This is a genomic window from Reticulibacter mediterranei, assembly GCF_016587455.1.
The window spans coordinates 190,621-202,759 of record NZ_BNJK01000001.1 but is presented as its reverse complement, the minus strand read 5'-3'; the positions used below and the strand labels follow the sequence as shown (position 1 = coordinate 202,759).

Genomic DNA, 12,139 nt, shown 5'->3' with positions numbered 1-12,139 from the left:
AAGCGGAATGTCATGAACGGCAAAGCTCCGTTCTTCTGCTGAATTTAGATGACCACTCCGAACAGTTCTGCGATGAACGCTGCCTGGCTCAACCTGTCTCCTCTGTTCACCTCCCTGCACCTGTCCTTTCCTGAGCATGTCCATCGCCTCATATCCTTGTAATGTCTTCGCTGCCGTCTTGAAAGAAAAGAAGCCTATTCCTGATGATTGTGTTGGTAGAAGAGAAGGAAATGACGACAACCACTCCGGTAGGGTGACTAACCTGCCGGTCCTGCTTGAAAATAGGCTGGCCGCTGAACGGTTGGGGGGAGGAAACCATCTCAGGTATTTCTTATAGTCTAAGCGCTACTGCTTTCGCGATGGCGTTGCGCAGAGTGAGCCGGTCTTCTGGCGAGAGGACAGTTCCCGGAGAGGCCTCCGTGGTTCTTGCCGCCGATGCACCAGAAGCACCCGCTTGAGAGAGCGACTGAGGGGGGAGTATAGCTCGAGCACTCTTTTCAGCGGTTGGTAACCCATATCCTCTTATACGACAGAACTGTTTCGGAGTAAGTCCCACGGCTTCTCGAAAGAGGTGAATAAAGCGAGTACGGCCCAGGCCGACCTGATCAGTGACTGATGAAAGCGTCGGGAATGAGGAGATCTCGAACGCATTGAGTACGAAGTTGATCGCAGGATGGAGCGAGAGCAAGCAAGGTGCACCGATAAAAATTGTTCCATGATCTGAAAACGACTTGCTAAGGTGTCGGCACATTGCAATTGCTCGCGCAGGGAAAAGGCTTCTGCTTCCCAGACCACATCGAGAGAAAGCAGGTCATTGTGCAGTTCACTGGCCGGAAAAGCCAGTAGGGGGAACATCCCATCTGTTACCAGGTTGACAATACCCGGCCAGGAGTTGGACGAACAACGTAAATTGAGCCGGGTACGCCCAAGGGGCGTACTCGGTCTTTACGGCCTGTGACATCTTTTCTTTCAATATATTGTAAAAATTGTAAATATTTCAATTTGTAAAATTTACAGATAAAATATAAGATATAGTTATACTATCGTATATATTCTGTGTTACCAAAGTATCACTCTATTGCATTTATTGATGAACGTTACTATACTTCTTGCAAGAAACTGGCATGGTCTCCCAGACTAAATGAAATTGAAAGGAACGCAAACTCTTTAATAATATCCGTAAATGTCTATTTATCGACACTATTCTACCACACCAAACGCTCGAAAATTCCACTTTTGACGGCCATTTTGCCAGCGCAGCTCATTTGAGTTGTTCTCACGTCACATATCACCCGAATAGGTCTATGTTGAGAAAAAATGTAGCATTTCTATGCTGGTTACGATTTCCCAAAAATCACATCTAGATAGCTCTGTTGGGTAGATTAGCAAGTATTGCTTCTCAAATAGCTAAGATCAGCGAAGATTTAAGCGCAAAATGCGAATGGAATTGTGATAAACAACAAGCTTGAGATACCCAACAAACGAGAAAAAAAAGAGAAGATGAAATATGCATCGCTCAAAGAAGATACAGCTTTTGATAGGTGGCTTCTTGCTTTTCATTGTCGTTGCGGTCATACCATTGGCCACTCTCTCAGACAAGATTAACCCGGCACACGGAGCATCTCATAGCCGCCGAACAGAAAATGATTTACACGGAAACTGGGTTCGCGGTCCTCACAGGACGAAACAGCCAACCCCAAAGAAAGTGCTCTATGTCTCTCCTTCTGGAAATGATAATAATGATGGCTCAAAACGTCATCCGTTCGCCACGATTGGACATGCTGCTCAGGTAGTGACTCCAGGCACAATCGTCTTTGTGCTGCCCGGTATCTACAACGAATCGATCACGCTTAATGTGGATGGCACGGCAGATCAGCGCATTTCTTTTTACTCCACGAAGCGATGGGGAGCCAAAATCCACACGAGCAATAGCGATGTTCCCTGGACGACGCGAGCCGACTATGTTGATATTGTTGGCTTCGATATCAGTAGCTCGGGGAGCCGCGACGGACTCGTGAATATGGGATCATATATCCGTACGATTGGCAACCATATTCATGATATCCCCGGCGTATGCGATAACCATGGCGGCTCTGGCATGACCGATGGAGATTACGAGGAACACGATAACGACATTATTGGCAACGTTGTAAATAATATTGGTTCAACCTATCCTCTCATGTGCCAGTATGTCCACGCGATTTACCACTCCAACGCACGAGGCCACATTTATAACAATATCGCCTATAATAACGCAGGCAACGGCATCAATCTCTGGCATGCAGCTACAGACGCAGTAGTTGCGAATAACCTCGTTTTCAATAATAGAGAGCATGGTATCAGCTACGGCACAGATACCGATAATACAGATGATAAGATGGGAGATAACTTCATCGTCACCAATAATATCGTCGTCAATAGTGGCCGCTTAGGGATTCGCGAACGCGAGGGAGTGTTGGGACATAATCAGCTTCTCAACAATTATGTCACCTGTAGCGGGTCGGCCTCCTTTGGCGATGAAGGCTATGATTGGCCTTCAGCTGCCGGCACTACGGATAAAAACACGTTTGCGCCGCATTGCAGGTATCAGCCGACACCGTCGACCCCCTGGTTACCAACCCCGACAAGTTCTCTGGTCGCTCAAGAGACGCCACTACAGGAGATAAATGAGACGACGATAAGCGCCTGGCAACAGGCCGTGACAGGCATGGCGGACGATCAAGGAACATTACAGCAGGAGACAGATGTCACAACAAATTCCTGGCAAAAAGCCCTGACAAACACTGTGGTCGATCAAGAAACATCACAGCAGGAGACAGACACCACGGCGGTAAGCTCCTGGGCACAAATCGTGATACGCATTGTGATCAATCACGGGACAGATGTCGGGGCACCACACCGTGATTATTACGGACAGAAGCGGCCAAAAGGCAAAGCATATGATATTGGTCCCTTTGAGATTGCATAGCGCGGAAAGCAAGCGATCAGGGTAAAGAAAACATACGAACCCGCTGCTAGTGGTAATGCAGCGGGTTCGCGAGTGAAGAAGACCAGAGTCCAGGAGCGGTCCATGTCTTTTATCGGTTGTACCCAAAACCCAGGGCTAAAAAAGAGAGATTCCGATCTGTGGTAGGATAAAAAAATCTGAAATCCAAGCCGCGGACAAACCGATTAATTTCTCAATCGTGTGTGAGGCTGCTCGTGTCTCCAAGACCTTTTTGTATCATCCTCGACATGCCGATCTGGCTTCAGAAATTCGACGCCTGCGTGAACTGCCAAGAAAGCTCCCACCGGCGGCTTGCGGCATCTGTTAAACCGAAGCGTGTCAGCAAATCGTCGGCACCCTGGCGCGGATGTTCGAGCTGTTGAAGCCTGGAGTTTGTGCTCATGTCTGCTTGTCCAGTCAAAATCTCATCTACTGTGGCAAATGGCCCGGTCAGACTGATTGATTGCCGCACGTTGTCTGGCTTTGATGCACACCATCAAAATGTAAAGTACCTGTTTGCATGGATCTTCGGAAATAATGATGGATGAAGAGTTAAAGCAGGCAGTGTACACGAGGAAGCAGCATCGGAAATTGTTGTGGTCTGAAATATGGCATCCACAACAATTTCCGATGCTGGGTGCTGCTGTATATTCGTTCCACGATCACTGGTGAAAGAGAGAATCAGCTTTTCGTCAAGGTTGGTAAGACTCACAATATGTTCCCACAAAGCTCTCGGCTTGAAAACAGCTTCCGTCCATCCTCAAGATCAACACCTTTTTGATAGTAGGAAACTGCTCTAATGTCCTGCCAATCTGATCTCGCACGATTGCATCTGGTATAGCTGCAATGCCGATAATCTGGCGGCAAAATTGCACGGTTGCCGTTCCCACCTCAACATATTTCCCTCTCCTATCCAGCGTCAATCGAAAATCTGGCCTCCCATGGCTACTCCCACATGTTGATGGCCCTCGCAACATATGCCCCAGATTAGAGTAATAGCCTGCTTTCTGCTCTACCGCTGTTGGTCCAGCAATGAGCAGTTGGAGAGCGGTGGTCGCTACCGCTTTGGTTGGAGACAGGCGTTGAAGCGGGAAGATCTTCGTTTTACTTACAAATCCTTGAGGGTTCTGCTTGGGAAAGTACACGTTGACAGGATACCCTTTCGCACCAGATGTAGGAGGCGGGGATACCTGAACTGCATTGACTGTATTTCCTGTATTGGTCCCACAACCGCTGAGCATCACGAGAAGCATTATGAGAAAAGACAGGCTACCAATCGGAAACAGGGAGAGATGACCAGACACCTTTGAGAGCCGCGATCCGTTTTTCAGAACATTCGTCATATGCATCATTCCTTCTTCATTCTCTGCAGGAAGCCGGACAGAGAAAGAACTGCCTCTCCTTTATTTATTGAGAACAGCAACTCTTTTCATTGAGTAGAATGCTCATTTCCCCCAAAAAGTTCCCTCTAAAAAGAGAAAAGTGTAAATCTATTTATTTCATGGGCGGGAATTTGATCATGAGGAAAGGCTTTCCTACACATTTCCTACAAAAACACGAAGGGACTGAATTTGCTGCTTCAGCATTTCCGTTTGTATACACTCTGTGCAGAACAGGTAATGAAGGAGAGACGATTATCAAAATTACTACCTGTATTTATGATGTTTTTTGAGTTACATTGATTTATTGAAATTTACAGAACTAGCAGATGATCGACTGCGAGGGACAAGAGAGGCTCTACCAGATTTTAGCTCGGCCATGCCTTCCTCGTCCCGCCTGTCCTCTCTGTGGAAGTCTTCTTGCGCTGAAGCACGCAACGGATGAACAAACCATCCGTGATTTACCGTGCCACGGAAAGCAGGTCCGAATTACCGTCAATCGGATACGATACCGCTGTAAGACATGCCGAAAAACATGGTTTGAGATCTTACCTGAAGGAGATGAGCACCGATCTGCAACCTCACGCCTGGTGCGCTATGTGCAACAACAATCCCTCTTTCGCCCTTTTGTCGCGCTGGCTCAGGAAGTCGGCCTGGATGAAAAATCGGTACGTACGATCTTGAGATTGACCCCATTTGATGGCTCTTGTTCATCTTCCGTGCTCCGGTTAGGCAGCTAGTAAGACTTTTTGCCGTAATAACTCGAAACTGCCACGCCCATACATACTCCGTTTAATATATTTTAGTTTATTAATTTGACCCTTCACAGGTCCGTTACTGTAAGAGAAGGTGAGAGCCCCTTTCATGGCAGAATATTCTCTTCTCAATCCTTCGGCAAATGTTTGCAGATCGGGAATGTTACTCTTCTCGCAGGCTTGAAGGCAGCCATCGAGCTGATCGGCCTGCCGCTTGCGCAGCATCTGGAAAAACTGTTGGGCCAATTCATATGTCGTATTGATGTCTTGTACCTCCCGAAGAAAGTTGAGAGTCCATTGTGCTTGCTGATTGAGGCTTTCAGACTTACGCAGCAGTAACCAGGTCAGATGTCGAGGTGAGCCAAGCGGTTCAACGCCATTCTCTACGAGTTCAGGAGTAGAGGTAGCCTCTGCAGCTTCTCCACCAACCGAAGCCAAACCTGGCTCTGCCACAACGGTATCCATGAAGGCCTGGTGTTTGGCCTTCTCCTCTTCTGTAGAGGGACGTCCAGGCCTGCCCAGATATTCTCGCAGCCAGATATTCACGACCTTGTAGCCGTGAGCGAAGCCCTGATGCGTAATTTCCTTCCAGAGCATACTCGCGTTTTCACATCCTTGTGTTACTCGTTGTTGCAAGTAAGGCAAGTATGGCGTGAGAAGATAGGTCTGTCTTCTTTTATGAGCAGAACGCTCCGGGAATGCTCCAGCATACACAAATTTGTGTACGGTGATTGGACTCATGTGGAGGTCTCTGGCGATGGCAGCAATGCTCTTGCCTTGTCTGTAGTGCTCAACTACCTCCTCATACCAGGCTTGTCGGCGCAGACGGGCTACTTGCGAGGCCGCGATCTCGCTGCTGCTGCGTTTCTTCTTGTATCGAGCACGAACAATGATACCTGCATCTTTCTGGCGTTGTTTGAGCGTGGCATGCGCTCGGCTGACAATACGTTGGACGACCTCGCGCATATTGTGGAGAACATGATAGCGATCAAGCACCTGCTGTGCTTGCGGTGCTCCTTCCGACGCTCCACGCATATACTCACTCGAACGATCTCGGCTGATACATTCCACCCCTGGATGTTTCTCAAGCCAATGGGCAAGCGTTTCAGCAGTCCGTTCTTTCATCATATCAATGGGACGGCGGGTTGCAAGATCGACGATAATCGTTGCGTACGTTTTTCCACGGCGCAAGGCAAAATCATCGACGCCTACCCGCTTTGGGAGCTGTTACAGGAGGCAATAAAGTCCGTTTGACTAGCCGTAAAAGGGTGTCACCTGAGGCTTCCATTGCCAGCCTGGCAAGCAGACGAGAAGCGGTTTGGGCATTGAGGGCAACAGCGAAGATTGAGAGGAGTTCAGTTAATCGTACGGTCCGTTGTGCCGAAGCCGCAACGACCTCGGGAAGCCTCTCGGCGAAGGTTTGACGAGCACAGTCTTGATTCTGGCAGCGAAACCGTCGCACACGCAGGTTGAGTTGAACTGATTGACCGCTGATGGCTAAATCATAAGGTTTACGGATGTAATAACTATGAACTCGCTGACTGTTTTGGCCACAGGAAGGACAGGTGGCGACTGAGCCTTGAGCAGCAGCCGTGATGATGAGCGTATTTTCATCACCCATCACTCGCTGGATCTCAAAGCCAGAGAGTTGGAAGGGAATATGGGACAAGAGAATCACCTTGAAGTAAAATCTGAAGAAAACGTGTTCCCTACTTTTGTTTACGAATCAGGGTTGTAACCAGAGCACGAAAGTTGCGGAAGATCCACGAAACCGGTTCTCCACCATCTTTAGTGCAGGATGAGCTTATAAGCAACCTTTCTCCTTTTCTCTATTGGCTTTCAGAGCAGATAAAGGTTTCAAGGTTCTCTATTGATGAGTTTTTTGCACTAAAGATGACGGAGAACCCCGAAACCGGGGCAAGCTCACAATGCCTTCACGACGCTGATTTTGAGCGCGTAATACCCAGGCAGATCATGGCAAGATGTTGAAGCACGCCTTGATTGCTACTGGTGTTCCCAATTCTGACGCATCCCTTCGTTGAGCACGAGGCAGATCACTGTTGAGGGCAATCGGGGGCTTGACTTTGACGTTACGTCAAACGATATGCTTGTGCTGTCATCTGCCGAAAGGGGCTAATACAGAGGCCCCTGGCGGTAATGCGAATACTCATGTACCCAAACAAAAGGAGAACACCATGCGTTGGTTTCAACAAGCGAAGGCCCTTCTCCACACAAAACGGGCGGCCAAACGCTTCCTCGTTTTGGCCTCACTGTTTCTCAGCTTGACGGCGTTGTTTCTGTTTGCAGACACACCAACGGCTTCTGCTGCAAGCATCGGTTCCAGGAGTCCACATGCCCTCCCTGCCACTTCCGGGGGAGGCTGTACAACAGATTCAACCAGGTCCATCAGGATATGTCTCTCTGAGAACAGCCAATTTGTCATTGTTCCTGATGCCTACATCCTCAAGCCTCTGTGTAATGTGTTTATTAACTTGCGCACAGACCCTTATAAGGTGGTTACCAGCAAGAGCTTTGGTTCGAATTGTTACTCCGCAGGTACGCATCTGTACGGCTACTCTTCTGATGCAGCGCCGGGTATCTGGTATACTGAGGCCGGCAACACCAATCATACTGTACTTGGCGATAGTCCTTTCCTGTATCCCTAAATATCGTATTCCCGACTTTGCAACAGTCCTGGGAGCAAACTGAGGAAAAAAATACGGTGATCCTCTGAATCAGGTTCAGAGGATCACCGCCAATTACAAGTGCATTATGTATGCATAGGTTCTGTCAGAACTCGGAAAAAGGCTTGTCACGGGGGGTGTTTGCAAGGTATGCTGAAGACAAGAACTCATCTGCGAAGGAGTGCTCCATGAACTGCTCACATTGCACCTCAGCCGCTACCAAAGAACAAGCCCAGAAGACCACACTTGGCTATCGCATATTTCGTTGCTCAGCCTGCAAACACCTCTTCAACAAGCGCACAGGGACGCCGTTCAACTTCCTTGAATATCCCACCGATGTGGTTCTTCTGGTCGTCTTGTGGAGGCTCCGCTACAAGTTGAGCTTGCGAGATCTCGCAGAAATGTTTCTGGATCGCGGCTGGGAGTTTACTCACGAGGCGGTTCGGGAGTGGGAAACGCGGTTCGCTCCACTTCTTACAGAGCGGTTGCGAACCAAACGACGTGGGCAAGCGGGACGGTCGTGGTATGTGGATGAAACATACGTGAAAGTCAAAGGAAAATGGTGTTACCTCTATAGGGCCATTGATACCGATGGCTATCTGGTGGATTCTCGGCTGAGCGAGAAACGGGATATGCAGGCAGCCCAACAGTTTTTCAAACAGGCTCTCGCCGTCGTCGGCCATGCTCCCGAATAAGTGACGACGGACGGTCACGCTTCCTATCCACGTGCAGTGCGTGAAGCCCTGGGCAACCAGGTGCTTCATCGGACCAATAAATACCTCAATAATCGCTTGGAGCAAGATCATCGAGGGGTCAAGCAACGATAGTATCCCATGCATGGCTTTGGAAACTTTGTATCAGCAGCTCGCTTCTGCTCTGCCTTTCTCGCTCCAGAAATAACTCGGCCACATCACGCAAACTCAACTTGTACCGTAGCCTTCAGAGCACGACGAGCAGGACGACATCGGTGGGATATTCTAGAAAGTTGAATGGAGTTCCTGTTCGTTCATTGAAGGTGCGATGACAGGCTGAACAGCGAAACGTCCGATAGCCGAGGAATGTTTGCTTCATCTGTTCCTTGGTGATAGATGAAGCACAGTGCGGGCAGTTCATGAATCACTCCTCATCAGATAGGTGCTTTCTATCTATAAGAATACCTCCAACGTTTTGTAGGAAAAGAAAAGCTATATCTGGATGTTCTTGAAGTGAATAAAGAAGCAGTGAAACTTACCCGGCAAAATGACGCCTGTATTTGAAACTGCGCGGATGTATACCAAACAAGCTCCCGCTATTCCTCTCGAAAAAGTGTTTGGGGTGACGACATTTGAGCTTGGGTGACACCCCTGACATGGAGATGCAGACTTCACTGAGGAGAAGTCGTCTTGGGCAAGGCGATGAGGCATGTGCGTGTCTCTTTTGTCTTAGGATGATGGGAGCCAAGAAGCACCTCACGAATGGTGAATGCACGCTCATACCAGATCCTTGCCTCCTCTGTCTTCCTTTGCACCTCCTGAAACCGAGCAAAATCATGCATGACTTTAGCCGCTTCTGGATGAGAGGACAGAGCCTGTTGCTCTAAGATGGAGAGTGAGCGCTGATAGCATGACTCAGCCTGCTCGTATTTGCCTTGCTCACAATAGAGGTTCGCCAGTCCATTGAGTGTGTTGGCGACTTGAGGATGCTCAGAACCCAGAACCTGTTCTCGTATGTGTAAGGCCCGCAGATAATGGGCTTCGGCCTCTGCGTACTGGCCCCGCTTCACACAGAGGATTGCCAGATTATTGAGTGCATAGGAGACCATAGGGTGCTGTGGTCCTAACTGCTGCTCCCAAATGTCTAGCGCTCGCAGATTGAAGGCTGCGGCTTCTGCATAGTCGCCTAGCTCAATGTAGAGTTCCGCCAGATTATGCAGTGGATAAGCGACCTGGGGGTGTTGTGGCCCAAATTGCTGTTCCAGAATGTGTCGCACGCGTTGAAAGAGAGGTTCGGCCTCCAGATACTTTCCCTGCTCACCGTAGAGCGCGCCCAGACCAGTGAGAGGATAGGTCACTCCCATGGCTTCTGGCCTTTGCTGCTGTTCCCAAATGTGTATCGCCCGTAGGTAGAGTGGTTCGGCCTCTGCATACTTGCCTAGCTCAAGATAGACGTTTGCCAGACCATTGAGTGCATCGGACACCTGTAAATGCTCAGAACCCAAAGCCTGCTCCCAGATGTGTAAGGCTCGCAGATAACAGGACTCGGCCTTCGCATATTTGCCTTGCTCTTTGTAGGTGTTTGCCAGATTATTAAGTGCATGGGCGACTTTGGGATGGTGTGGCCCCAACTGTTGTTCCCAAATGTGTAGTGCTCGCAGATCGAAGGCTTCGGCTTTTGTATACTTTCCTTGCCTGGAGTAGAGATGCCCCAGACTCGTAAGTCCTGAGCCGATCTGGGGATGTTGTGGCCCCAACTGCTGTTCCCAGATGCATAATGCTCGTTGATAGAGCGGTTCGGCAAGAGCATATAAGGCGTGTTCACACAGGTAGTTCCCTGCGCGATGGAGCACATCAGCAGCCTCGGAAAAGCTCAGCCCATACTGCTGGATCAAGAGGTCACATCCCTGCACCTGCTCCAGATAGCGCTGACACCGGGACCAGGTTGCTTCCTCGTTTTTCGGATCGGGAGGAAAGACGGTATTCACCGCCGATATCGCACGTGTCGCCCAGTGTTGTTGCTCTTCCGGGTCCATTCTCTCCCTCTGCACCGCTTGTACCAGTCGATGTATACTCAACATATGCTCCTCCACCAGACGCTTGATCAGGGAAAACTTGAGCAGTTCCTCCAGCATCTGATGAAAGGCAAACAGATCGCAAACCGCTTCCTGAAGTATGAGTGGCCAATGAGGTGCGCCCTCTTTCAACAGTTCTTCCGGGATATGATCAGGAGCCAGAAACGCACACAGTCGTAACAGGTCCGCGGCCGCCGGATTGGCCTGCTCGATCGTTTGAAACGATAACGACCAGGTGGTTGCCACAGAATGGGGATAATTAGCCGCCTGCTTTCCACGGCGCGCCAGCAGAGTGATGCGGTGGTGCTCATAGAGTTGGAGGTAGTCGTTAAAGCTACATCCCGTTTCTTCGATGTAAGCTCCAGCTTGATCGAGGGCCAGAGGGAAGCCATCGAGGGCAATGACCACGTTGGTCGCCTCATTGTACTCCTCCTCGCTTGCCTGCAAACGTTGAGCACGATGCAGCAAGAACTGGGTGCCTTCCATCAACCCCATCTGTTCCACTTCGACGGAGTTGGCAAGCCAGCCAACAGCCGTAGCGCGTGTGGTCAACAGAATGCTTCCCTGCCCCTGTTGAGGTATGTAGGGTTGGACGAGAGCAAGATCATCAGCATTATCAAAGATCAACAGCCAGGACTCTTGACATCGTTCCAGCCAGCGTTTGATCGCAGCGATAAGCTCATGCTGATTTTTCTCGTCTTTGTCGGCAAAGTCAGGAAGCAATTGCGCGAGCGTTTGAAAACTGGTAATGATGACTTCTTCGCTGGCAGCATTGATCCAGAGGATATGGGTATGGTCGCCATGTTCTCGAGAGCGATAGGCATATTCCACAGCTATCTGCGTCTTGCCAATGCCTCCGAGGCCTTTAATCGCCTGAGGCTGGCTGAGAAGCGCCCGCCGAGGGGTTGTAGCATCGCCTGGTTTCTCGCGAGAAAGATGCCGGGCAAGTTGCTCAAGCAGATCGTCGCGTCCGGTAAAATGGGAATTGCGCAGGTACGGCACTGTCCAGAGCATCTGGGATTGCGCAGGAGAGGTGGCTTGCTCCATGTCCTGGATGTTCTTCTCCACAATGGGTGCGGATGTATCTTCAACCAGCCCTAGTTCCTCTGCGCTTTTGCCAAAGAGAGTACAGAGCTTGACCTGGAAATAGGTACTGGGCTGTTGATATCCCCGTTCCCAGCGCTTGACGGTCAACTCTGTAGTTCCCAGTTGCTCAGCTAGATCTCGCTGACGCCAGCTGCGGGCAATGCGTGCCTGTCGTAAACGATTGTTTCTACGAGTGTTCCCGGATCTATCCATAGAGATATCTTAGCCCTTTCTCTTGTAGAAGAAGACTACCACCGAGCATGTATCGTATGGTAAACGGACAAACTTGTCCATTTTTCCATACAAACGATCCCTAACGATCCCTAACGATCTTTGAGAAAGAGATGGAATGAAGTAGTATAGAGATGCAGGGAATGAAGCAATTGTTTGTGCGAAGGAATAGAGATGCTCAGCATGATGACCTATCTTAGCGTCTTAAGCAGGTCTTTCTAAGATGGAGGTTTGGGATCTATCATAACGCT

At 49.5% G+C, this 12,139-nt stretch carries 8 protein-coding genes and 4 pseudogenes; 4 read left to right on the top strand and 8 right to left on the bottom strand.

Annotation, left to right across the window (positions count from 1 at the left end):
- Positions 1-44: 44 nt before the first annotated feature.
- Together K3T83_RS58570 and K3T83_RS01055 are read right to left on the bottom strand one after the other, a co-directional pair.
- A pseudogene (locus K3T83_RS58570) lies at positions 45-201 on the bottom strand (IS6 family transposase); the annotation flags it as partial.
- A gap of 130 nt (positions 202-331) precedes the next feature.
- The gene (locus K3T83_RS01055; protein WP_220201148.1) at positions 332-751 is read right to left on the bottom strand and encodes a helix-turn-helix transcriptional regulator; all 420 of its coding nucleotides are present in this window, start codon (positions 749-751) and stop codon (positions 332-334) included.
- A gap of 756 nt (positions 752-1,507) precedes the next feature.
- On the opposite strand from K3T83_RS01055, the gene K3T83_RS01050 reads away from it, so the two are divergent.
- On the top strand, positions 1,508-2,968 hold the full coding sequence (locus K3T83_RS01050; RefSeq protein ID WP_220201147.1) for a right-handed parallel beta-helix repeat-containing protein: 1,461 nt from the start codon (positions 1,508-1,510) through the stop codon (positions 2,966-2,968).
- Between the two features lie 322 nt (positions 2,969-3,290).
- Here the strand turns inward: K3T83_RS01050 and K3T83_RS01045 are convergent.
- Positions 3,291-3,476: pseudogene (locus K3T83_RS01045) on the bottom strand (ABC transporter ATP-binding protein); the annotation flags it as partial.
- A gap of 202 nt (positions 3,477-3,678) precedes the next feature.
- The gene (locus tag K3T83_RS01040) at positions 3,679-4,329 is read right to left on the bottom strand and encodes a GerMN domain-containing protein (protein ID WP_220201145.1); all 651 of its coding nucleotides are present in this window, start codon (positions 4,327-4,329) and stop codon (positions 3,679-3,681) included.
- A gap of 365 nt (positions 4,330-4,694) precedes the next feature.
- On the opposite strand from K3T83_RS01040, the gene K3T83_RS57700 reads away from it, so the two are divergent.
- Positions 4,695-5,105, top strand: a complete 411-nt coding sequence (locus tag K3T83_RS57700) for a transposase family protein (RefSeq protein WP_220201144.1) — start codon at positions 4,695-4,697, stop codon at positions 5,103-5,105.
- Here K3T83_RS57700 and K3T83_RS01030 read toward each other — a convergent pair.
- Together K3T83_RS01030 and K3T83_RS01025 are read right to left on the bottom strand one after the other, a co-directional pair.
- Positions 5,094-6,311 (bottom strand): ISL3 family transposase, encoded by a 1,218-nt coding sequence (locus K3T83_RS01030; RefSeq protein ID WP_220201143.1) that lies wholly within the window; start codon positions 6,309-6,311, stop codon positions 5,094-5,096. The two genes, K3T83_RS57700 and K3T83_RS01030, sit on opposite strands and share 12 nt — an antisense overlap.
- Before the next feature lie 7 nt (positions 6,312-6,318).
- Complete coding sequence (locus tag K3T83_RS01025) at positions 6,319-6,789, bottom strand: transposase family protein (protein WP_220201142.1); 471 nt, start codon at positions 6,787-6,789, stop codon at positions 6,319-6,321.
- Positions 6,790-7,315: 526 nt separating this feature from the next.
- Between K3T83_RS01025 and K3T83_RS01020 the strand changes: the two genes are divergently transcribed.
- Both K3T83_RS01020 and K3T83_RS01015 read left to right on the top strand, forming a co-directional pair.
- Positions 7,316-7,786: a hypothetical protein gene (locus K3T83_RS01020; RefSeq protein ID WP_220201141.1), complete on the top strand. Its 471-nt coding sequence runs from the start codon at positions 7,316-7,318 to the stop codon at positions 7,784-7,786.
- Positions 7,787-7,992: 206 nt separating this feature from the next.
- Positions 7,993-8,628: pseudogene (locus K3T83_RS01015) on the top strand (IS6 family transposase); the annotation flags it as partial.
- A 118-nt stretch (positions 8,629-8,746) separates the two neighbouring features.
- Here K3T83_RS01015 and K3T83_RS01010 read toward each other — a convergent pair.
- Both K3T83_RS01010 and fxsT read right to left on the bottom strand, forming a co-directional pair.
- Positions 8,747-8,917: pseudogene (locus K3T83_RS01010) on the bottom strand (transposase); the annotation flags it as partial.
- Between the two features lie 250 nt (positions 8,918-9,167).
- A complete protein-coding gene (gene fxsT, locus K3T83_RS01005) occupies positions 9,168-11,870 on the bottom strand; it encodes an FxSxx-COOH system tetratricopeptide repeat protein (protein ID WP_220201140.1) in 2,703 nt (900 codons plus the stop codon).
- Positions 11,871-12,139 lie beyond the last annotated feature (269 nt).